The sequence below is a fragment of the Pseudomonas sp. G166 genome, from assembly GCF_037027455.2.
Taxonomy (GTDB): Bacteria; Pseudomonadota; Gammaproteobacteria; order Pseudomonadales; family Pseudomonadaceae; genus Aquipseudomonas.
This window is the reverse complement of record NZ_CP146985.1, coordinates 868,918-889,837: the sequence shown is the minus strand read 5'-3', so window position 1 is coordinate 889,837 and position 20,920 is coordinate 868,918. Positions and strand designations below refer to the sequence as shown.

Below are 20,920 nucleotides of genomic sequence, written 5' to 3'. Positions count from 1 at the left end.
TACCGAACATGGCACTACTCCATGTAGAAAACCTGCGCGTGGATATCCCCATGGGCAACAGCCCGACGCCGGATGACATGCTGCATGCAGTGCGCGGTCTGAACTTTGAAGTCGAGCGCGGTGAAATGTTGTGCATCGTCGGTGAGTCCGGCTGCGGCAAATCCTTGACCTCGCTGGCGCTGATGGACCTGTTACCACGCAAGGCCCAACGCACTGCGTCCCGGCTGACGCTGGACGGTATCGACATGCTGGGCCAGAGCGAGCGGCGCATGTGCGACCTGCGCGGCAACCGCCTGGCGATGATCTTCCAGGAACCGATGACCTCGCTGAACCCGGCCTACAGCATTGGCGATCAGCTCAGCGAAGTGTTGATTCAGCATCGTAAGGTGTCCCGCAAGGATGCCCTGGCTCGCGCCGCGCAGATGCTGGAGAAAGTCGGTATCAGCAATGCCACCGAACGCTTGCGTCAGTATCCGCATCAGCTTTCGGGCGGCTTGCGTCAGCGGGTGATCATTGCCATGGCGCTGATGTGCGAACCGGACCTGATCATCGCCGATGAGCCCACCACTGCATTGGACGTGACCATTCAAGCGCAGATCCTGCGCTTGATCCGCGACATCCAGAAAGAACTCGGCCTGGCGGTGATCTTCATCACCCACGACCTTGGGCTGGTGGCACGGATCGCCGATCGGGTCGCCGTGATGTATGCCGGGGAAATCGTCGAGACGGCCCCTGCCCTGCAACTGTTCGAGAACCCGCAGCACCCCTACACCCGTGGTCTGCTGGCCAGTATTCCCATCCCTGGCCGGACCAAACCGGGTGAGGCGCTGGGTTCTATTCCGGGCCTGGTGCCGAGCCTGGTAGGCGAACAGCACGGTTGTGCGTTCCGCAATCGTTGCGCTCAGGCGATACCGGCCTGCGCGCAAGACATCCCCGAAGTCGAGCAGGACGGACACATGGCGCGCTGCCTGTTCGCCGCTCCGGACCCAGCACCGATCCGCCATCAGAAGAGTGCATGGTCATGAAAAAAGACATCGCTTTGGAGCTGTGTGACATCCGTCGCGAGTTTCGGATCAACAAGGGCTTTTTCAAACCCGCCGCCACCCTGAAGGCCGTGGATGGCGTTTCCCTGCGCCTGATGCGTGGCGAGACCCTCGGCCTGGTAGGTGAGTCCGGTTGCGGAAAAAGTACCCTGGCAAAGCTCCTGCTCGGCCTGCTGCCGCCTACCAGCGGCGATGTGCTGGTCAATGGCAAACATCTGGCGGCGACTGATCGCAAGGAAATGTCCCGGCACATTCAGCCGATATTCCAGGACCCGTACTCATCACTGAACCCACGCAAGACCCTGCGCGAAATCATTACCCTACCGCTGATCGTGCATGACATCGGCAGCCCTGCCGAGCGCCGCAAGAAGACCCAAGAGATGCTTGATGTGGTCGGCCTGCCCAAACGGGTGATCGACAGTTACCCGAGTCAGCTGTCCGGCGGACAACGCCAGCGGGTCGCGATCGCACGGGCGCTGATCATGCGCCCCGATGTATTGATTTGCGACGAGCCCACATCAGCACTGGATGTGTCGGTGCAGGCGCAGATTCTCAACCTGCTGCAAGACCTCAAGCGCGAATTCGGCCTGACTTATCTGCTGATCAGCCACAACCTCGCGGTCATCGAACACCTCGCCGACCGGGTAGCGGTGATGTACCTGGGGCGCATCGTCGAAGAACGCACTCGCGAATCGTTGTTCGCCAAACCCGGCCACCCTTATACCCGCGCCTTGCTGGACTCGGTGCTCACGCCCGATCCGCGCCTGGGCATTCCCGAAATCGGCCTGCACGGCAGCTTCCCCAATCCGATGTCACCGCCGTCCGGTTGCGCCTTCCATCCGCGCTGCCCGAGCTGCTTCGCACCGTGCAAAACGGCCTACCCGGCCAATGATTCGATTATCGGGGGCAACGTGCGTTGCCACCTTCACGACAATCCTGCCCAAACACTGGAGCTTGTCCACTCATGAGTCGTTCACTGGCCATCAGCAACACCACAGAGCAATTTAACAACGGCGAATTTTTCAATCTGCTTGAACGCAGCGTCGCCTTGCCCACCGAAAGCCAGGCAGCGGACAGCCAGCCCGAGTTGTATCGCTACCTCAATGACTTCATCACCCCCCACGTCGAAGCGATGGGCTTCAGCGTCAAAATCTATGACAACCCGGTGGCAGAGCGCGGCCCTTTCATGATCGCCACACGCATTGAACATCCAGAACTGCCGACCGTGCTCAGCTACGGCCACGGTGATGTGGTGCGCGGCTATGAAGCGCAATGGCGTGAAGGCCTGTCGCCGTGGCAAGTCACGGTGGAAGGCGATCGCTGGTACGGCCGCGGCACAGCGGATAACAAAGGCCAGCACCTGATCAACCTGACCGCGCTTGAACAAACGCTCAAGGCTCGCGACGGCAAGCTGGGTTTCAACGTCAAGCTGCTGCTGGAAATGGGCGAAGAAGAAGGCTCGCCGGGCTTGAATGCGTTCTGCGCCGCGCACAGCAAAGAGCTCGCGGCGGATATTTTCATCGCCTCGGACGGCCCACGCCTGGCGGCATCACGACCGACGATTTTTCTGGGTTCACGTGGAGTGTTCAACTTCGAGCTGGTGGTCAATTTGCGCGAGGGCGCCCATCACTCTGGCAACTGGGGCGGGTTGCTGGCCAACCCTGGCATCATTCTGGCCAATGCCATCGCGAGCATGGTCGATGAACACGGTCGGGTGAAAGTAGCAGGCCTGCAGCCCGAAACACTGCCGGAGCCGGTTCGGCAGGCATTGGCTGATATTGATGTTGGTGGCGGGCCGGGCGATCCGGAAATCGACGCCAACTGGGGTAACCCGCAGCTGTCGCTGAGCGAAAAGGTGTTCGGTTGGAACACCCTCGATGTCATCGCCTTCAAGACCGGCAACCCGGACGCCCCCGTGCACGCGATCCCAGGTAAAGCCAATGCCCACTGCCACATCCGCTTCGTGGTGAACAGCGACTACACGACCTTTATCCCGGCTGTTCGTGCCCACCTGGACGCTCATGGCTTCAGCAATGTCGAGGTCAAGCAAAGCCGCATCGATGTGATGCATGCCACTCGGCTGGACCCGCAAAGCCCATGGGTCAATTGGGCACTCGGCTCCTTGGCACAGACCACCGGCAAAAAGCCTGCGCTGCTGCCAAACCTCGGTGGCTCGCTGCCCAACGATGTGTTCGCGGACGTGCTCGGCCTGCCAACCTTGTGGGTGCCGCACTCGTACCCGGCCTGCTCACAACATGCGCCGAACGAGCACTTGCTGGCACCGGTGGTCAAGGAAAGCCTGCAAATCATGGCAGGGCTATTCTGGGACCTGGGCAACGACGCGGCACGCCTGACCCAGGAACATCAGTTACGGGAGCAGGCGCAATGAGTGCCAATCCACAACAGGCGCTGGACTGGCTCGCCGACCAGCGCCCAGCCATGGAAGCGCTGCTGCAGCGTATCGTCGACACCGACTCCAACAGCTATGACAAGGCCGGCGTCGACGCTGTGGGCGCGCTGCTGGCGGCTGAATTGGAAGCCGACGGCATCCTGCTCAAGCGCATGCCGGTCGATGGTTTTGGCGACGTGATGCTCGCCGAAGTGCCGGGCGCAGCAGGAAAGCCGGTGCTGTTGCTCGGCCACCGCGACACGGTGTTTCCCAAAGGCACCACCACGACTCGCGGCTACAGCCGCGACGCCAACCTCGCCTACGGCCCCGGCGTCGCCGACATGAAAGGCGGCCTGGTGCTCAATTGCTTCGCGCTCAAGGCTCTCAAACGCGCCGGTCAGTTGCCCTATCCGGTACAGGTTCTGTACACCGGTGACGAAGAAATCGGTTCCGGCAGCGCCAGAACCCATATCGAAAAAGCCGCCCGTGGCGCGCGTGCGGTGCTCAATACCGAACCCGGCCGGGCCAGCGGCAACGTGGTCAGCGCACGCAAAGGCGGTGCCACGCTGATCATCGAAGTCAGCGGCCGCGCGGCGCATGCCGGGGTCAATCATGCCGACGGAGCCAGCGCCATCGAGGCCCTGGCACGCAAGATCGTCAAGCTCCATGCCTTGACCGACTACCCGGCAGGCATCACCACTAACGTCGGCCTGATATCCGGTGGCACGTCCAGCAACACCGTCGCGCCCAGCGCCTGCGCGCGGCTGGACGTGCGCTTCATCGAACTCAAGCACTGGGACCGGATCCTTACCGCAATCCTGGCCATCGTCGCAGAAGAAGAACTGATCGGCACCAGCGCCATCCTCAAGGAAGCGACAACCTTTCTACCGATGGAAGCCCATCACAGCGAACGGCTGCTGCACATCTATCAACAACAAGCGCTGGCGCTGGGTTTCAGCGTCGAAGGCGAATTCACCGGCGGCTGCGCCGACTCCGGATTCACCGCCAGCCTGGGCATTCCCACCCTGTGTGGCCTCGGGCCGGTGGGTGGCAAGGTCCATACCGATCGTGAATACCTGGAGCTGGACACGCTGGTGCCCCGTGCTCAGGCCTTGGTGGCAACCATTCTGGCTGTCGGCGAGAACCGTTAGGTCATTGCCCGGTTTCAAGCCTCCCAAGGGACTACGGCGTCAACGTCAATGGCGTAGCGTTCAATGGCCTGGGCACAGACACTGGCGTCCAGGCGCCCCTCATGCACCAGTGAGGTCAGCGCACTCAAGACAATCTGGTGGCGGTCCACTTCGAAGAACCTGCGCAGTTGGTTGCGGGTATCGCTGCGGCCAAACCCGTCAGTGCCGAGCACGGTGTAACGAGCATCGAGGTAACTGGCGATCAACTGGGGCAAGGCGCGCACGTAATCGGTACAGGCAATGATCGGCGCCGAATCGTCGAGGCATTCTTGAACATGACTGCATTTCGCAGGTTGTCCGGGGTGCAGGCGATTCCAGCGCTCCACTTCCCGCGCATCTCGAGCCAGTTCGGTGAAACTGGTGACGCTCCAGACTTCGCTGCCGATGTTCCAATCGCCGGCCAACAACTCGGCCGCCGCGATCACCTCCAGCAGGATCGCGCCGGAACCCAACAACCGGACGCTGCCGCGCGCGTCTTTGCCTTCATGCCGGGCGAACCGGTACATGCCCTTGATGATCGCCTGCTCGACACCTTTGGCAAGACTCGGCTGCGGGTAGTTCTCGTTCATCAACGTGACGTAGTAAAACTCGTCGACCTGACGCTCCAGCATCTGGCGCATGCCGTGATCCAGAATCACCGCAAACTCACTGGCGAACGCCGGATCGTAAGCACGGCAATTGGGCACCATCGACGCCATCAAGTGGCTGTTGCCATCCTGATGTTGCAAACCTTCGCCGCCCAGCGTGGTACGCCCCGCGGTGGCGCCGAGCAGGAACCCGCGAGCGCGCTGGTCGGCCGCTGCCCAGATCAGGTCGCCGATGCGCTGGAAGCCGAACATCGAGTAGTAGATGTAGAACGGCAACATCGGTAGGCCATGCACCGAGTAGCTGGTCGCGGCAGCCACCCAGGAACTGATGGCGCCGGCCTCGCTGATGCCCTCTTCGAGAATCTGCCCGTCCAGGGCTTCTCGATAACTCAGGATCGAACCAATGTCTTCCGGCTCATAACGTTGCCCCACGCTGGAGTAGATGCCGATCTGCTTGAACAGGCTGGCCATGCCGAAGGTACGGGCTTCATCCGCCACGATCGGTACGATTCGCGGCCCCAGTTGCTTGTCCCGCAGCAAACCGCTGAGCATGCGCACGAAAGCCATGGTGGTGGACATTTCCTTGCCTTCGGCGGTGAGGGCAAACCCGGCGTAGCTGTTGACGTCAGGTACAGCCAACGATGCCGAAGTGGTGGGCCGCGACGGCATGTACCCGCCCAATGCCCGGCGACGTTCATGCAGGTAACGCATTTCGGCACTGTCGTCGCTGGGTTTGAAGAAGCTCAGCGAGGCGGCCTGTTCATCGGTCAACGGCAAATTGAAACGGTTACGGAAAGCGATCAAGGCGTCCTTGTCGAGTTTCTTCTGCTGGTGCACGGTCATCTTGCCCTGCCCGGCGTCGCCCATGCCGAAGCCCTTCTTGGTCTGGGCCAGGATCACCGTAGGTTTCTTGCCCTCGAGCATCGCGCTTTGGTACGCGGCAAAGATTTTCACCAGGTCATGACCACCCCGTTTGAGGCGATCGATCTGTTCATCGGTCAAGCCTTGGGCCAAATGCGCCAGGGCTTCGTCCTGGCCGAAGAAGTGCTCGCGGTTGAAGCGCCCATCCTTGGCCGCGAACGTCTGGAACTGGCCGTCGACCGTGGCCGACAATGCACGGACCAGCGCGCCGTCTTTATCCCGGGCAAACAATCCGTCCCAGTCGGAGCCCCAGACCAGTTTGATGACGTTCCAGCCGGCCCCGCCGAACAGCGCCTCCAACTCATCGATGATGCGACCGTTGCCACGCACCGGACCGTCCAGGCGCTGAAGGTTGCAGTTGACCACCCACACCAGATTATCCAGCCCTTCACGCGCCGCCAGGGTCAGTGCCGACATGCTTTCCGGCTCATCCATTTCACCGTCGCCGAATACCCCCCACACAGTGCGCCCGGTGGTGTCCTGTAAACCACGGTGCTGCAGGTAACGCATGAACCGCGCCTGGTAGATCGAGCTGATCGGACCGATGCCCATCGAGCCGGTCGGGAACTGCCAGAAGTCCGGCATCAGCCACGGATGCGGGTAACTCGACAAACCCCGGGCGCCATTGGTACGTGCGCTGATCTCTTGCCGATAATGTTGCAGGTCCTGCTCCTCGAGGCGCCCTTCCAGAAAGGCTCGTGCATAGACGCCTGGCGCCGAGTGCGGTTGATAGAACACCAGGTCGGCGCCACGGGTGTCGGTGCGCGCCTTGAAGAAGTGGTTGAAACCCACCTCGAACAAATCCGCAGCGCTGGCATAACTGGCGATGTGGCCACCCAGTTCCCCATAGGCCTGGTTGGCCCTGGCGACCATGACCAGCGCGTTCCAGCGCATGATCGAAGCCAGTCGCTCTTCCAGCGCCAGGTCGCCCGGAAACACCGGCTGCTGCTCGACGCTGATCGTATTGATATACGGCGTGCCATGGCTGGGCCGCCAACCGATCCTGGAAGTGCTGGCCACGGTCACCAGCATGTCGAGGATCTGTTTTGCCCGGGCCGTGCCGCCGTGGGCGATGACGGACAGCAGCGCCTCCTGCCACTCAGTCATTTCCTGTACATCTTCAGCTATCTGGCCCAGCAATTGGGTCTGGCTATCGGACCGGCTCATGAGCAACTCCTGCAGGTGTCGGGCAACACTTCAAGGTGGTGCGAACGGTTCACTCGGGCGAGGCTTTTCACCTGTTCTACCGCGGCAATGACCGAACGTTCGGTCGCTCCGTCTGAAGCAATCGGGTAGATGCAGGGCGGACTAATGGAAAGGTCGTGCAATAAACGCTCATCCAGTTCACCGAGCACGACAAAACAGTAGTCCCCCTTGGCCACTCCCACTTCAGCGAGCTGGCCAGGCACCGGGTTCACAGCATCGACACGGATCAGTGCCACATTGTCAAAACAGCTGAAACCCTGATGGATCAAATCAATATGGTCGCTATCAAGCCCGCACGCGATGACCACGATACGTGTGCAATTCGAAGGCTCGCGCATCCACTTCAGGGCATTGGTACGACAGCCGGCAGCTTGGCTCATAGGCGTTGCCTTTGTTGTTTGGAGCGGTTGATTCAACAGGCGAATCGGCGCCGACACTGGCTAAATGACGCCGTGCGCCTGCAGCACGCTTTTCGCCAGACTGCGGGTCGCCGAAAGCACTTGCTCTACCTGTTGATCCATCGCTGCGGTGGACGAGGCTATCGTTCCCAGTTCGACGACGCGCAACGGGTGGCCGTGCACGGACCCCAGCCAGGTCAAGCCGGGCACCGTGCCGACTTCGACATCCAGTAAAAAACTGCCGTGGGAGACGGCGCGCAACAGCTGGCTGGCATAACACGCGTCCCCACCAGCCGATTGCTCAGGGGCAGACCCGCCCCGCAACCAGTCGACCATCAACGCCTCGGATTGCTGGACGGCCAGATAAGCCACCTGATCCCAGTCATCTATCGCTACGTGCAGCTTGTCGATCATGTATTTGGGCAACGCGGCGCTGGTAACGATGACCACTCCGGCATCCGCCGAAGGTTCCTTGATCCAGACTGCGGATTGCGATATCGCATGCATGGCGGTACTCCCGGCGGCTTGGTAGGAGCAGCTTGCTCCGGATGGCGATGAGGCTTAGACATTCAACATTGATGCCGACTAACCCACCGTTTCATGAGCAAGCTCGCTGCTACAGGTTGTTGGCGCTGATCAGCCGTTGCGGAACAGGAAACTGTAGGCGTTCAGCGCAGGTGCGCCACCCAGGTGTGCGTAAAGCACTTTCGAGCCTTCGGGGAATTCGCCACGGCGGACCATTTCGATCATCCCGTGCATGGATTTGCCTTCATACACAGGGTCGGTCAACACACCTTCAAGGCTGCCGCACAGACGAATGGCTTCCAGCGTACCTTCGTTGGGCAAACCATATTCGGGGTAGGCGAAGCGTGTATCGAGCACCACGTCGTCTTCGGTGATCTCACGCCCCAGTTCCACCAGCTCAGCGGTGTGCCGGGCGATGCGCAGGATCTGTGCCTTGGTTTTCTCTGGCTTGGCCGAGGCATCGATGCCGATAACGTTCTTCGAACGGCCGTCCGCGGCGAAACCGACGACCATGCCGGCCTGGGTACTGCCGGTCACGGAGCAGACCACGATGTAGTCGAACTTGAACCCCAGTTGTTTTTCCTGCTCCCGCACTTCCTCGGCAAAGCCGACGAACCCGAGGCCGCCGTAGGGATGTTCGGAACAACCCGCCGGTATCGGGAACGGCTTGCCACCGCGCTCCAGCACATCGTTCATGGCCTTCTCCCAACTGGGCCGGATGCCGATGTCGAACCCTGCAGCGTCCAGTCGTACATCCGCGCCCATGATGCGAGACATCTCGATATTGCCTACGCGGTCATACACCGCATCGGAGTAGTTCACCCAGTTTTCCTGGACCAGCACGCACTTCATGCCCAGGTGTGCGGCGACGGCAGCGACCTGGCGGGTCTGGTTCGACTGGATCCCACCGATAGACACCAGGGTGTCGCAGCCCTGTTCGAGTGCCTCGGGAACCAGGTATTCAAGCTTGCGCGTCTTGTTGCCGCCAAAGGCCAGGCCACTGTTGCAGTCTTCACGTTTGGCATACAACTCGACCTTGCCGCCCAGGTGTTCGCTGAGGCGTTTCAAGGGCGTGATGGGAGAAGGACCGAAGGTCAGCGGATAACGTTTAAAACGATTCAGGTTCATGATCTCTGCTCCTTGTTTATTGAATATCCAAGCGCCAGACCGAAAGGCAAAAAAGGCTGCGTTCCAGGTTCTTTCAGAGGGGCTTCGATGAGTTCAATATTAAGAACAAAGCCAAAAATATGTGTTGCAAGTTTCAATCAACTAAAGAAACATAAATCATCGAGTTTCATTTAAAACATATTTTTATTGTGCAGAATCCAATATGAACGCAACAAACAACCACAAGAAACCCGGCAGCCCAGGCACAGAGCCGCACCCGCTGGATCGAACCGACCGAGCCATTCTCAAGACCCTGCAGCGAGACGCCTCCATCTCCAATGTGGCGCTCGCCGAGAAGGTGAAACTGAGCGCGCCGGCCTGCCTGCGACGCGTCGAACGCCTCAAGCAGGCGGGCCTGATCAAGGACATTGTCGCGTTACTGGACAATCAAGCGCTCGATGCAGGGATGGTGGTGTTGATTGGCGTGGTGCTGGACCGCTCGACGCCGGAATCCTTCGCAGCCTTCGAAGCCGCGGCGCAAAAGGTGTCCGGCTGCATGGAATGCCATGTGGTGACAGGGGAGTTCGACTACTTCATGTTGATACGAACCAAGGACAGCAACAGCTTCAACCGGCTCCACGCCGAGCAATTGCTTTACCTGCCCGGGGTTCGCCAGATTCGCTCGTTCATGGGGTTGCGCCAGGTCTTGTCGACCACCCAAATCCCCCTTTGAAGCCTGAAAGAGAGAGTCGGCTCTGCCCTCTCAAACACCAGCAGCAGGTTTCACGGCTATAACCATGATCTCGACCAGCACATCAGGCCGCGCCAGATTTGCCTGAACAGTGGCCCGTGCCGGAGCACTGCCGGTTGGCAACCAGGCGTCCCACACCGAATTCATCAACGCGAAATCACGATCAATGTCTTTGAGCCAGATCTGCGCGCTCAAAAGCTGCCCCTTGTCGCTGCCCGCCAGCGACAACAAGGCTTCGATCTTGGCCAGCACCTGCTGTGTCTGCTCTTCGATGCCAACCTGTAGATCAGTGGGCACCTGGCCGGAGAGGTAGAGCAGATCGCCGTAACTGACCACGCCGGACATCCGCGCACTGCTCTGAAAACGTTGAATCGTTGCCATCGGGTTTAATCCATGAAATGAGAAAGTTAAGGGGTTGTGCTGCCGATCAACCGGACCAGACGCTGGGCACTACCAAATGCCAAGGTCATGCCCAGCGCACCCTGGCCGCAATTGACGTACAGATTGTCACAACCACTGACGGCCAGAATCGGCCGCCCGGTGGGGGTCGCCGGACGCCAACCGGTCCAGGGCTGACAATCCTCGGCGTTCCATCCCTGGCCGAACAATGCCTGCGTCGAGGCTTTCAGTTGTTCGATACGCTTGACGGGAATCGACGCATCCAGCCCACACAACTCGACCATCCCCGCGACGCGTAAGCGATCACCGATCCGGGCGAACACCGTTTTGCGCCGCATGTCAGTAACGCTGACCGTCGGCGCATTCATCGAATCAGTGATCGGCAACGTAATGCTGTATCCCTTGAGCGGGTAGACCGGCATACGCACACCGAATGCTGATAACAACCGTGCACTGTAAGCGCCAGCCGCCAGCACCACTGCCTGCGTCCCTAAGAGACCAGGGCCGTCGATGGCGTCGTGGATCTCCAACGCGGTAATTCGCCCGCGTTCACGTCGGAAAGCGGCAACCTCGCTGTCGAACAGAAAACGCACACCCTGCTTGCTCAGTAACCTTGCAAGCTCCTGACAAAGCTTGCGCCCATCGACCGCGCATTCGCTGTCGGTATGGATCGCACCATGAAACGCCTTCTTATAGCCCTCAAGCGCAGGCTCGATCGACACGGCTTCGGCCGGGCTCACTATTTTTTGTGGCCTGGAGCCTTGGGCGGCCTGGAATTTCACCTGCTCGCCGGCCTTGCGCAGGCTTTCAGCATCCGGGTACAGAACCAGTTTGCCGGTACGGGCGAAATCGCAGTGCACCTTTTCCTGACTGATGAAGGCGTCCAGCGCCAGCCGACTTTCATGCGCCAGTTCCAGCAACTCGACAGTGGTCTGACGCGAAATGGATGTACGGCAGGCTGCGAGAAATTCCATACACCAGCGCCATTGTTCCAAGCTCCATTGCGGCGAAAACTTCAGCGGGCCGTTGCGCTCCAGCAGCATCTTTGGAATGCCCGGCAACAGCGAGGGATCCGCCAACGGTTGCACGTAGCTGTAGCTCAGTTGCGCCCCATTGGCCGCACTGGCCCCCATGCCCGCCTCCCCCGCACGATCGATAACCGTGACGTTATGACCCGCCTTGTGTAAAAACCAGGCACTGCTCAAGCCGACAATTCCAGCGCCGACGACACAGATTTCCATTACGCCACCACTCTGTCCGACAGGTCCCAACCCACAGGCCGCAATTGGTGCCAATCACTGACTTGCTGATAGGCGTGGGCGATCCGCAGGACCAATGGTTCGGCAAAAGCACGACCGACAATCTGCATCGAGACCGGCATGCGTTGCTCGTCGAAGCCCACCGGCAGCGCCACGGAGCAGAGATTGAGCAGGTTGGCGAAACGGCCGAGCAGGGCCAGCGGCGTCCCGTACTCATCGACCTGACTCAACGGCACACTGCCAATGGCGTTGGTCGGAAACGCACAGGCATCGACATTGGACATGGCCTCGTCCATGGCTCGACGGGCAACACGTCGCTGGTTGTGCAAATGGATATAGGCCGCCGCGTCGACGGCGCGTCCGCTCAGCACCCGACGCTGCACATGAGGATCGAAGCGCAGATCATCGCGCTCGAACAAACTGCCAAGGCTGGCGTAGCCTTCGGCGCTCATAAGGCCACCGGCGACGCGCATGCACTGATCCAGCGACGTCGGTAGCGGCTGTTCGACCAGGTGCGTGCCCAGTGCGGCCAATTGCTCCAGCCCCCGGTCATAGGCTGCCAATACGCCAGGCGCGATGTGTACGCGTTCGGCCTGTGGCAGCACCCAGATGCGCAGACCGGCCACCGGAAGATTCAAGCCTGCTGCGGCGCTGAAAACTGGCGATTTGGCCGAGACCGGGTCCAGCGGGTCCGGCCCCAGCAGCGCGTCAAGCATCCACGCAGCGTCTTCGACGGTGTGCGTAATCGGCCCCACCGAATCCAGCGATGGGCACAACTCAATCAAACCGTGACGGCTGACCAACCCACGCGTGGTTTTCAACCCAACCAGACCACACATGCCCGCAGGAATCCGCACCGAGCCGCCGGTGTCGGTGCCCAATGCCGCGCTTGCCAACCCGCCGGCCACGGCCACCGCTGAACCACTGCTGGAACCCCCTGGAGCACGATGCACGTCGCGGTCCCATGGGTTCCACGGCGTGCCCATCACGGCATTGGTGCCCCACCCGCCGAAAGCGAATTCAACGGTGTGGGTCTTGCCCATGATGATCGCCCCGGCGCGTTCCAGTCGCTGGACCGCCGTGGCGGTGAGCCGCGAGATACGCGGCGTCTGCGCCAGCGAACCACCGGTTATGGCCTTGCCGTCGATCTCGAACAAATCCTTGATCGCGATCGGAATGCCATGCAACGGGCCCAGGTTGATACCTGCGGCCCGCTGCCGATCGGCAGCGATGGCGGCACCGAGCGCGCGCTGAGGATAGGCCTCGACATAAGCATTGAGTTGCCCGTTGAAGCGCTCGATCCGCTCCAGTTGCGCGCAAACCAGGGACTCGCTCGTGAGTGTTCCGGACTCCAGTGCTTGCCGCAACTGGCCAATGTTGTGGGAAGCGGTTCGATCCATGATGCTCATGTGTTCAACCTCGAATGGTTTTGCGTCCGCGAGAAAATCGTGCTTCCAACGCTCGCGACAACAGAGAAAGAGGGAAAGCGATGACGAAATAGAACAGCCCCACCAACAGGAAAATATGCATGGGCAAAAAGGACTCGGAGGCGATGGCCCTGGCCGCCAGCATCAACTCATCGGTGGCAATCAGGGCGCACAGAGAGCTGTCCTTCAGGATCGACACGTAGGCATTGAGCAACGGCGGCAACATGCCGCGAATGGCTTGCGGAAAGATCACGGCGGTGAAGGCTTGCAATGGCGTCAGGCCGGTGGCGATGGCCGCCTCACGTTGGCCTCGGTGCAAGGAGTCCAGTCCACCGCGCAGGATTTCCGCAACGTAGGCGCTGCCCTGCAACCCCAAACCGATGGCTCCGGCCCAGTAACCCGACAACGTCAGCCCGAGGCTGGGCAAGGTGAAATACAGCGCCAGCAGCAACGCCAGAAGCGGCACCGCGCGCATACCTTGAATAAAAAACACGGCCAGACGCTTGAGCAATACGCTGGGACTCTTCATCGCCCAGGCCAGTAACGCGCCCAACAGCGCCGCCAGGGCGAAGCCTGTCAGGGACAACTCGGCGCTGACCCGTGCGCCGAGTAGCAGGCGAGCGATCCAGTCGCTCCAGTATTCCGGGTATTGCTGGAAAAAACTGATCATCGCGCCGCCCCCAGATGACGTTCAAGTCGGATGAATCCCACGCCAATTGGCAGGATCATCGCCGCATAGATGCACATCACCGCCAGATAAATCAGCGAGGTCTGGAACGTGGAGGTCACCAGATTGCGGGCCAGGAACATGATTTCCGGCACGGCAATGGCCGAGGCGATGGACGTATCCTTGATCAGTTGCGTGACATAGTTGGCATACGCCGGCAACGCAACGCGCAGGGCCTGGGGCAAGAGGATGTAGCGCAGAATCTGCATACGGTTCAGGCCGACGGCCTGCCCGGCTTCATGCTGGCCGACGTGCAGCGATTGCAGGCCGGCGCGGAAAGTGTCGGCCAGCACTGCGCTGCCTACCAGGCTCAAACCGACGATGGCCGCCAGCCACGCGGGCAAATTGATGCCCAGGTAGGACAGCCCAAAGTAGATCAGAAACAGGTGCGCCAGTGCAGGCACGTTGCGCATCCATTCGATGAAACAGGCAATGGCGCCGTGCACCAGTCGCGATCGGCTGAACGTCAGTAAAACCGCCAGCACCAGGCCACCGGCGCTGGCCAGCGCCAAGGTGCAGAGGGCGATTTCCAGCGCGCTGATTGCGCCTTTCAACAGCAAGGGCAATAGCCCGAGGAAAGCTTCCAGATTCGCCATCAAGCGCTCTCCACAGCCATACGCCCGAGAAAGCTGCGGGTACGTTCGTGACGAGGGCTGTCGATGACTTGCGCCGACGGCCCTTGTTCGACAATGCGCCCGCCGTCCATGAAGATCACCCGATCCGCCACATCGCGGGCAAACCGCACTTCGTGGGTGACCATGATCATGCTGCGACCCTCTTCCGCCAGCTCGCGAATCACCGCCAACACTTCGCCCACCAACTCGGGATCCAACGCCGAGGTCGGTTCGTCGAACAGAATCACTTTCGGTTGCTGAGCCAAGGCCCGGGCGATGGCGACCCGCTGTTGCTGACCACCGGACAATTGCTCGGGATAAGACTCGGCCTTGTGCCGCAAATGGACTTTTTCCAACATCGCGTCGGCCAACTCATACGCCTGCTTGCGCGGCATACCCTGGGCCTTGATGGGACCGAGGGCGACGTTATCGCGCACGCTCAAGTGCGGCCAGAGGTAGAACAACTGGAACACCATGGCGATCTCGCGGCGCTGCGGAGCCATCTCCCGGTCACTCATCAGACGCAAACGCCTGCCGTCCTTGACCTGCCCGATCAACTCGTCCCCCAGCCAGATCTCGCCACGGGTAGGTTTCTCCAGGTAATTGATGCAACGCAGGCAGGTGGACTTTCCAGATCCGCTCGGGCCAATCAGCGACAGGGTCTCACCGGGCTTCAACTCCAGGCTGATGCCCTTGAGCACTTCCAGGTCGCCATAGTTCTTGTGTAATTCGTGCACGCGCAGCAACGCGGCGTCAGACGGGTTCGACATTTCGGCTAACCTCTTTTTGTTGTAGGCATGGCGATGAGTCGGTGCATCTGCATGAGCCCGGCCCATCGCCGCACACACTTATTTGCAGCCAGGTAGCGTCCAGTCCGCTGGGCGATCGACGCCGAGCCGCAGGTCCTTGCCTTCGGGCATGAACCAGACATCCTGAGTCAGGCCGTAGCGAGCGCCGATCTTGCGCATCTCACAGTTTTTCCAGAGCGTCTGAATCTGTGCGTTGACCGCCGTCACCAGTTCCGGGCTGGCCTTGTTGAAGCCGAACACCACCTGACCCAAGCCCGTCAGCAGCGGGAAATTCGGATCGTTGTCGACAAAAGCGTTGAAGTGCAGGTGCCATTGCTCATTGCGGGAAATGGCGTATTGCATGACCGGTGGATCGCCGATCACCGCATCGATGCGTCCGGCGAGCAGATCGCGAACGGCCGCGTCGGACGTGTCGTACAGGGCGACTTGCAGGCCATCGATTTTGCGCATCTCAGGGATGAACGAAAAGCCGGTGATGGTCCCGACTTTCTTGCCTTGCAAATCCTTGAGGCTGTTCCAATTGGTCTTGTCTGTCTGGGTGATGCCGTTTTTGAAGTAGTGAATAGGATCGCTCAAGGCCATGATTTTCGAGCGTTGTTCGGTCCAGCCCATGGTGCCTGCCATGACATCCACTCGTTTGGACTGCACCGACGCAATCGTCCCCGACCACTCCATCAATGCCGGCTTGACCTTAAGCCCCAGCTTTTCGGAAATTTGTTGAAGGATTTCACCGTCATAGCCGACCATCCGACTATCTTGATACCCTGTTCCTGGCATATCACCACTGAAGGCGATGGTCAGGCTTCCCGGCTCTACTGTCTCCAATGCGAACACCGGTGCCGCAGCCAGCACAGACACCAGAAAACCGGCACAAATACCGGAAAAACGCTGAACCTTGGACGTCTTCATCGGATGCTCCTCGATAGTTTTTATTGTGGCAGCAGAACGTTTCGCATGGCCCCATCGTAGTGGGACCGGCGCTATAACTGGTTGGATGCTTTGCACGAATGATTGAATATTTGCGACATTCTGGCGGTGCAGAGAACGGGACATCCCAGGCAAGCCTCGTGGACGGGCTCGATCATGGGCAGGCGCGTCACCCGCCCATCCGCCGCGGCACCGCCGAGCTGTCTATTGGCATCATGTTGTGGCCACGCTTCCCCTTGCTGTCACTGTCAGGACTGACCGATGCCTTGCGGCACGCCGCCGATACCGGTGATCAAAGCCGCCCCATACGCTGCCAATGGAAAGTACTCGGCACGCCCGGGCAAAGAGTCATTTCCAGTAGCGGACTGGACGTGCCGATCGACAGCGAACTCGCTGACCCGGATCGTTTCGACTACATCGTGGTGATTGGTGGATTGCTCGACTCCATCGAGGCGGTGCCGAAAACCTATCCCGCGTTCCTCCACCAGGCCGCGGCGGCACAGGTGCCGTTGATCGGCCTGTGCACCGGCAGCTTCGTGCTCGCGCGACATGGCCTGATGGAGGGGCGAACGGCGTGTGTCCACGCCTACCATGGCGACGACTGGAAGCGGCTGTTTCCCTCGTTGCGCTTTGTCATCAACAGGGACTTTCTGATCGACCAGGACCGGATCACCTGCGCAGGCGGTGTGTCAGTGATCGAATTGGCCCTTCATCTGATCGGCCTGCATTGCGGACCGGATCGTGCGGGCAAAGTCGTGCATCAAATGACGGTGGCGAAGAACACGTCCAACAGTTTCGTCGACCGACGCAAGGCGCTCGGCTACGCCAGCTCCTCCAACCGTCGGCTGCACGAAGCCGTGATGTTGATGGAAAAACACATGGCCCAACCCCTGGATATCGAGGCCATTGCGCATCTGGTCGGCACCAGCAAGCGGCAATTGGAACGCCTGTTCGTCGCTGAAACCAACAACAGCCCGGCCCAGTTCTACCGCCAGGTCCGACTCAGGTTCGGCAGATGGTTGCTCGTGAGTTCCGATCGCCAGATCGGCGAGATCGCCTTTGAATGTGGCTTCGCTGATGCGCCGCATTTTATTCGACACTTCCAGAGCATGTTTGGCCTGTCGCCAGGGAAGTTACGCAAGGCCTTGATGCAACAAGAGGGGAAGTAGCGCTGCACAGGGTTCCAACACTTCGCCACATCGCTAATGCGACGAAACATAGACCGACGGCGTGGCAGGCGCCGGCAACGCATAGGTCGCCTTCATCCACTCAATCTCGGCCTGAGGCGTGCGGCCAAAGAAGCGTTTGAACTCGCGACTGAATTGCGAGGCGCTTTCGTAACCCACGCTGAACGCCGCCGCCGAAGCGCTCATGGCGTTACGCAGCATCAGCAGGCGTGCCTGGTGCAGGCGCGTCGATTTCAAGTACTGCATGGGCGAAGAGTCGGTCACGCCGCGAAAGTGCCGGTGAAAGTTGGGCACGCTCATGCCGGCTTCGTGAGCCAGCGACTCGACGTCCAGGCGCTGCTGGTAACAGCTGTGGATTTTGCGGATCACGCGAGTGATCTTGCCGAAGTGCCCCTGGCGATTGAGTGCGGCACGCAGTGAGCCGCCCTGCTCGCCGGAGAGGATGCGGTAGTAGATTTCTCGTATCAGCGATGGCCCGAGTATTTGCGCTTCGCCCGGGCGGCTCATGGCTTCAAGAAAACGCAGGGTCGAGGCGCGCAGCAAATCGTCCATGGGGGAGGCATACATGCCCTTGGGCAGCGCATCACTTGGGCCCAGCACCTCATCGACTTGCAGTACCAACTCGCTGGCCAGTTGAAAGTCGAGCCGCATGTAGATCGCCAGCATCGGCTCGGCAGCGCTGGCGTCGGTCTCCATGGTGAAGGGCACGGGGACGGACACCACCAGGTAGTGCTGGGCGTCATACACGTAGACGTCATCCCCCAGATAACCGCGCTTGCGCCCCTGGCAAAGGATGACGATGCCAGGGTCGTACAAGACCGGCGTGCGCGTCAGTGGCCGGTTCGAACGCAGAAAACGAATGTCGTCCAGCGCGCTGAGGTTGTAGCCCTCCACCGGCGCGAGCTGCTCCATCAGCTGCACCATGGACGAGGTGTTTGAGGCCTGAGTCATTGATGCCCCTTTGCTGATCGTTCAACCGTCAGTCGAACGGGTCAGCGCTTCCCATTGATCGATCTCACTGGCGGCACGACTGAGTTTGTCGCGTACCAGGTTCAGTGCATCACTGCCCAGCAGCAAGTGTGCAGGTGGCGTCGGGCTGGCGATGACCTGCAACATTGCTTGCGCCGCTTTCCGCGGGTCGCCCAGTTGCTTGCCGCTTTTCTCTTCCCGCGCTTTACGCACCGGGTCGAAACTGGCGTCGTAGTCGGCAATGCTGCGCGCCGTGCGCTGCATCGAACGCCCCGCCCAGTCAGTACGAAACGAGCCAGGCGCCACGGCGGTGACGAAGATGTTGAACGGTCGCAGTTCCTGGCTCAGCGTATCGGAGATCCCTTCGAGCGCAAACTTGCTCGCGCAGTAGTACGCGATACCCGGCATCGTGATGGTGCCGCCCATGGAAGTGATATTGAGAATATGCCCAGCACGACGCTCGCGAAAATAAGGCAGGAAAGCCTTGGTCACTGCGACCGCACCGAACACGTTGACGTCGAACTGACGACGCATCTCCTCCAGCGGCGACTCTTCGAAGATGCCCTCATGACCGTAACCGGCATTGTTGACCAGCACATCGACCGGACCGTGAGTGGCTTGTGTCGCCGCCACGACGCTGTCGATCCGGTCGAACTCGGTGACATCCAGGATCACGCCACAGGCACGCTCCTTGGAGAGCGCTTCGAAGGCTTGCAACGCCGCCTCACTGCGCACGGTACCGATGACACGGTGGCCCGCTGCGAGTGCTTCTTGCGCCAGGGCGTTGCCCAAGCCACTGCTCACGCCCGTGATGAATAAGGTTTTTCTGCTGTGCATGGCGAGGTTCCCATCTGTAGGTACAAGGCCATGGTAGCTATCGAAAACGGGCTCACCTATGCCGGTTCGCCTTGGAGCATTGCCTATTCCTATCAACGCATCAGATACCGGGCCCCGTTACTTGAGCTGGCAACCTGGCCAAACGATCCCAACCGCCTGCATCGATTCCGGCGCAGTTAGGCAACCACAATGTGCGCAACGGCAATTGCTCCAGCATCGGCACCACGGCCGAGGTGATCCGCGACTCCCCTGGGTCAGCGCCAAGCGTCAGGTCTCGCAACGGCATACGCACGAGGTGGGCCACGCCGGCGTCTGTGAGCCATGGGCTGTCATACAAGCCCAAGCGCTGCAACGGCAGATCCCGCAAGCAAGCGAGGTCACTATCGCGCAGGTCCAGACCACTTATTTCAAGTTGTTCCAACGGCAATCCCAACTCGGTGAGCTTACGCAAAACCTTGCCGTCGACGCCTCGGCAAAAACTCAGATTGAGCCGCTTCAGTGGTAGCCCGGCCAGTTGTTTCAGTTCCTTCCAGGTGATGTCGTTCAAGGACAGGTCCAGGGACTCCAAGTCCAAACCGCGAAGGTCGCTCAACGTATCTGCGCAGACACCTTGCACATCGGAAAGTCCCAGCCGCTTAAGTGGAAACCCGTGCAGCACGTCGAGCCGCTCGATCACCTGTCGTAGGCACTTGAGGTCCAGGTCCGCAAGCGGCATGCCTTCCAGTATTTCCAGATCGTCTTCGCAGATGAACGCAGATTGGAGCGAGAGCCTTTCAAGAGGCAGCTCCCGAATCGCCTGCAACACGCTCTCACTTGCGTAACAGTCATCCAGACTCAACGAGCGCAACCCCGTCAGGTCGCGAAGCCAGCACGAATCGTCGAGGATCGCGCCGCTGCCACTAAGGGACAACTGTTCGAGGGGATGACTTGCCAGGTGCGCCATGCCACGGGACGTCAATTCACCCACCCGTTGCAACGTCAGTGATCGCAGCTTGGGGCGTGACAGTGCGCGAAGGCCGTCGTCGGTCATCTCATCGCAACGGTTCAACGACAATTCCTGCAACGGGCTGTCGCTCAGTTGACGGAGAAAACCGTCGTCGAAGTCCTCACCGTAGGTTTGCAACTTCAGCCGGCGCAAGCGTGTGGGCGACGGGAGGCAGTTGGCGTTGTCGTCGCGGGAAAAGTTGCTGACCTCCAAGGTTTCGAGGGCATTGGCGGGCAAACGCTGCCACATCTCCGGGTCGCAGATAAACCTCGGGCTGTTGAGCACCAACGTGCGCAAGGGCAGCCCGGCCAGGGCGTCACACCACTGCGGCTCGGCGTTGTTCAACTCCAGATGGTCTACCGGCAGGCCACGCAGTTGCGAGAGCATTGGCCCGGGGCGATTTGTATGGGCCGTGGTGTTCAGTTGAGCCATCACCACGTTTGCGGCCGGATCGCCCAGGCCCGCCGCGACGCGTAAACCTTCCAGTGACGCCTCCCCGGTGTCGAGTAGATCGCGATAGAGCGATGCGCGTGCGGTGATGTCATCGGGGTTGGTGGTGAGTTGGGTGATTAGAGCGTTGCGGTTGGGGGTCTGCACGGTCTAGGAGTCTGCGAAAAGAGAATATGACCGGTAGGGAAGCATAAAAAAGGGTCTTGCTGAAGA

The 20,920-nt window shown here is 60.3% G+C and carries 20 protein-coding genes; 6 read left to right on the top strand and 14 right to left on the bottom strand.

What is annotated here, in order from left to right; translation table 11 throughout:
• The first annotated feature begins 8 nt into the window (after positions 1-8).
• The 4 genes from SGN16_RS03835 to SGN16_RS03820 are packed head-to-tail and all read left to right on the top strand — an operon-like array spanning position 9 to position 4,583.
• On the top strand, positions 9-1,025 hold the full coding sequence (locus SGN16_RS03835) for an ABC transporter ATP-binding protein (protein ID WP_210642766.1): 1,017 nt from the start codon (positions 9-11) through the stop codon (positions 1,023-1,025).
• The gene (locus SGN16_RS03830) at positions 1,022-2,011 is read left to right on the top strand and encodes an oligopeptide/dipeptide ABC transporter ATP-binding protein (protein ID WP_210642765.1); all 990 of its coding nucleotides are present in this window, start codon (positions 1,022-1,024) and stop codon (positions 2,009-2,011) included. The genes SGN16_RS03835 and SGN16_RS03830 overlap by 4 nt, the downstream gene beginning before the upstream one ends.
• Positions 2,008-3,432, top strand: coding sequence for a M20 family metallopeptidase (locus SGN16_RS03825; RefSeq protein ID WP_210642764.1), 1,425 nt, complete (start codon positions 2,008-2,010; stop codon positions 3,430-3,432). Before SGN16_RS03830 ends, SGN16_RS03825 begins: the two co-directional genes overlap by 4 nt.
• Complete coding sequence (locus SGN16_RS03820; RefSeq protein WP_335945397.1) at positions 3,429-4,583, top strand: M20 family metallopeptidase; 1,155 nt, start codon at positions 3,429-3,431, stop codon at positions 4,581-4,583. Before SGN16_RS03825 ends, SGN16_RS03820 begins: the two co-directional genes overlap by 4 nt.
• A gap of 14 nt (positions 4,584-4,597) precedes the next feature.
• On the opposite strand, the gene mdeB is transcribed toward SGN16_RS03820, so the two are convergent.
• The 4 genes from mdeB to SGN16_RS03800 form a co-directional block, all read right to left on the bottom strand.
• A complete protein-coding gene (mdeB, locus tag SGN16_RS03815) occupies positions 4,598-7,297 on the bottom strand; it encodes an alpha-ketoglutarate dehydrogenase (RefSeq protein ID WP_335945396.1) in 2,700 nt (899 codons plus the stop codon).
• Complete coding sequence (locus tag SGN16_RS03810) at positions 7,294-7,716, bottom strand: hypothetical protein (protein ID WP_335945395.1); 423 nt, start codon at positions 7,714-7,716, stop codon at positions 7,294-7,296. The genes mdeB and SGN16_RS03810 overlap by 4 nt, the downstream gene beginning before the upstream one ends.
• A 60-nt stretch (positions 7,717-7,776) precedes the next feature.
• The gene (locus tag SGN16_RS03805; RefSeq protein WP_210642760.1) at positions 7,777-8,241 is read right to left on the bottom strand and encodes a transketolase; all 465 of its coding nucleotides are present in this window, start codon (positions 8,239-8,241) and stop codon (positions 7,777-7,779) included.
• A 129-nt stretch (positions 8,242-8,370) separates the two neighbouring features.
• Positions 8,371-9,387: a 1-aminocyclopropane-1-carboxylate deaminase gene (locus tag SGN16_RS03800; protein WP_210642759.1), complete on the bottom strand. Its 1,017-nt coding sequence runs from the start codon at positions 9,385-9,387 to the stop codon at positions 8,371-8,373.
• 202 nt (positions 9,388-9,589) lie between these two features.
• Between SGN16_RS03800 and SGN16_RS03795 the strand changes: the two genes are divergently transcribed.
• Positions 9,590-10,099, top strand: coding sequence for an Lrp/AsnC family transcriptional regulator (locus tag SGN16_RS03795; RefSeq protein WP_210642758.1), 510 nt, complete (start codon positions 9,590-9,592; stop codon positions 10,097-10,099).
• A 30-nt stretch (positions 10,100-10,129) separates the two neighbouring features.
• On the opposite strand, the gene SGN16_RS03790 is transcribed toward SGN16_RS03795, so the two are convergent.
• The 7 genes from SGN16_RS03790 to SGN16_RS03760 form a co-directional block, all read right to left on the bottom strand.
• Positions 10,130-10,498, bottom strand: a complete 369-nt coding sequence (locus SGN16_RS03790) for a RidA family protein (RefSeq protein WP_335945394.1) — start codon at positions 10,496-10,498, stop codon at positions 10,130-10,132.
• 26 nt (positions 10,499-10,524) lie between these two features.
• Complete coding sequence (locus SGN16_RS03785) at positions 10,525-11,757, bottom strand: D-amino acid dehydrogenase (RefSeq protein ID WP_335945393.1); 1,233 nt, start codon at positions 11,755-11,757, stop codon at positions 10,525-10,527.
• Positions 11,757-13,184: an amidase gene (locus SGN16_RS03780; RefSeq protein WP_335945392.1), complete on the bottom strand. Its 1,428-nt coding sequence runs from the start codon at positions 13,182-13,184 to the stop codon at positions 11,757-11,759. Before SGN16_RS03780 ends, SGN16_RS03785 begins: the two co-directional genes overlap by 1 nt.
• Before the next feature lie 4 nt (positions 13,185-13,188).
• The gene (locus tag SGN16_RS03775; RefSeq protein ID WP_335945391.1) at positions 13,189-13,872 is read right to left on the bottom strand and encodes an amino acid ABC transporter permease; all 684 of its coding nucleotides are present in this window, start codon (positions 13,870-13,872) and stop codon (positions 13,189-13,191) included.
• Positions 13,869-14,525, bottom strand: a complete 657-nt coding sequence (locus SGN16_RS03770; RefSeq protein WP_335945390.1) for an amino acid ABC transporter permease — start codon at positions 14,523-14,525, stop codon at positions 13,869-13,871. The genes SGN16_RS03775 and SGN16_RS03770 overlap by 4 nt, the downstream gene beginning before the upstream one ends.
• Entirely contained in the window at positions 14,525-15,313 is a 789-nt protein-coding gene (locus SGN16_RS03765) for an amino acid ABC transporter ATP-binding protein (RefSeq protein ID WP_335945389.1), read from the bottom strand. Before SGN16_RS03765 ends, SGN16_RS03770 begins: the two co-directional genes overlap by 1 nt.
• A 78-nt stretch (positions 15,314-15,391) precedes the next feature.
• Positions 15,392-16,405, bottom strand: coding sequence for an ABC transporter substrate-binding protein (locus SGN16_RS03760; RefSeq protein ID WP_335945388.1), 1,014 nt, complete (start codon positions 16,403-16,405; stop codon positions 15,392-15,394).
• A 14-nt stretch (positions 16,406-16,419) separates the two neighbouring features.
• Between SGN16_RS03760 and SGN16_RS03755 the strand changes: the two genes are divergently transcribed.
• Positions 16,420-17,448, top strand: a complete 1,029-nt coding sequence (locus tag SGN16_RS03755) for a GlxA family transcriptional regulator (RefSeq protein WP_335945387.1) — start codon at positions 16,420-16,422, stop codon at positions 17,446-17,448.
• A gap of 33 nt (positions 17,449-17,481) precedes the next feature.
• On the opposite strand, the gene SGN16_RS03750 is transcribed toward SGN16_RS03755, so the two are convergent.
• The 3 genes from SGN16_RS03750 to SGN16_RS03740 all read right to left on the bottom strand — a co-directional run bounded on the left by SGN16_RS03750 (position 17,482) and on the right by SGN16_RS03740 (position 20,854).
• Positions 17,482-18,417: an AraC family transcriptional regulator gene (locus SGN16_RS03750; RefSeq protein WP_335945386.1), complete on the bottom strand. Its 936-nt coding sequence runs from the start codon at positions 18,415-18,417 to the stop codon at positions 17,482-17,484.
• Between the two features lie 21 nt (positions 18,418-18,438).
• On the bottom strand, positions 18,439-19,272 hold the full coding sequence (locus SGN16_RS03745; RefSeq protein WP_335945385.1) for an oxidoreductase: 834 nt from the start codon (positions 19,270-19,272) through the stop codon (positions 18,439-18,441).
• Positions 19,273-19,372: 100 nt separating this feature from the next.
• The gene (locus SGN16_RS03740) at positions 19,373-20,854 is read right to left on the bottom strand and encodes a leucine-rich repeat domain-containing protein (protein ID WP_335945384.1); all 1,482 of its coding nucleotides are present in this window, start codon (positions 20,852-20,854) and stop codon (positions 19,373-19,375) included.
• Positions 20,855-20,920: the final 66 nt, after the last annotated feature.

What these genes read in the sequence shown, in the direction of transcription:
- SGN16_RS03835 (WP_210642766.1), top strand. Translation starts at nt 9, where the DNA reads ATGGCACTACTCCATGTAGAAAACCTGCGCGTGGATATCCCCATGGGC.
- SGN16_RS03770 (WP_335945390.1), bottom strand. Translation starts at nt 14,525, where the DNA reads ATGGCGAATCTGGAAGCTTTCCTCGGGCTATTGCCCTTGCTGTTGAAA.
- SGN16_RS03760 (WP_335945388.1), bottom strand. Translation starts at nt 16,405, where the DNA reads ATGTCCCGTTCTCTGCACCGCCAGAATGTCGCAAATATTCAATCATTC.
- SGN16_RS03800 (WP_210642759.1), bottom strand. Translation starts at nt 9,387, where the DNA reads ATGAACCTGAATCGTTTTAAACGTTATCCGCTGACCTTCGGTCCTTCT.
- SGN16_RS03830 (WP_210642765.1), top strand. Translation starts at nt 1,022, where the DNA reads ATGAAAAAAGACATCGCTTTGGAGCTGTGTGACATCCGTCGCGAGTTT.
- SGN16_RS03765 (WP_335945389.1), bottom strand. Translation starts at nt 15,313, where the DNA reads ATGTCGAACCCGTCTGACGCCGCGTTGCTGCGCGTGCACGAATTACAC.
- SGN16_RS03785 (WP_335945393.1), bottom strand. Translation starts at nt 11,757, where the DNA reads ATGGAAATCTGTGTCGTCGGCGCTGGAATTGTCGGCTTGAGCAGTGCC.
- SGN16_RS03745 (WP_335945385.1), bottom strand. Translation starts at nt 19,272, where the DNA reads ATGCACAGCAGAAAAACCTTATTCATCACGGGCGTGAGCAGTGGCTTG.
- SGN16_RS03780 (WP_335945392.1), bottom strand. Translation starts at nt 13,184, where the DNA reads ATGAGCATCATGGATCGAACCGCTTCCCACAACATTGGCCAGTTGCGG.
- SGN16_RS03805 (WP_210642760.1), bottom strand. Translation starts at nt 8,241, where the DNA reads ATGCATGCGATATCGCAATCCGCAGTCTGGATCAAGGAACCTTCGGCG.
- SGN16_RS03795 (WP_210642758.1), top strand. Translation starts at nt 9,590, where the DNA reads ATGAACGCAACAAACAACCACAAGAAACCCGGCAGCCCAGGCACAGAG.
- SGN16_RS03825 (WP_210642764.1), top strand. Translation starts at nt 2,008, where the DNA reads ATGAGTCGTTCACTGGCCATCAGCAACACCACAGAGCAATTTAACAAC.
- SGN16_RS03820 (WP_335945397.1), top strand. Translation starts at nt 3,429, where the DNA reads ATGAGTGCCAATCCACAACAGGCGCTGGACTGGCTCGCCGACCAGCGC.
- SGN16_RS03750 (WP_335945386.1), bottom strand. Translation starts at nt 18,417, where the DNA reads ATGACTCAGGCCTCAAACACCTCGTCCATGGTGCAGCTGATGGAGCAG.
- mdeB (WP_335945396.1), bottom strand. Translation starts at nt 7,297, where the DNA reads ATGAGCCGGTCCGATAGCCAGACCCAATTGCTGGGCCAGATAGCTGAA.
- SGN16_RS03790 (WP_335945394.1), bottom strand. Translation starts at nt 10,498, where the DNA reads ATGGCAACGATTCAACGTTTTCAGAGCAGTGCGCGGATGTCCGGCGTG.
- SGN16_RS03810 (WP_335945395.1), bottom strand. Translation starts at nt 7,716, where the DNA reads ATGAGCCAAGCTGCCGGCTGTCGTACCAATGCCCTGAAGTGGATGCGC.
- SGN16_RS03775 (WP_335945391.1), bottom strand. Translation starts at nt 13,872, where the DNA reads ATGATCAGTTTTTTCCAGCAATACCCGGAATACTGGAGCGACTGGATC.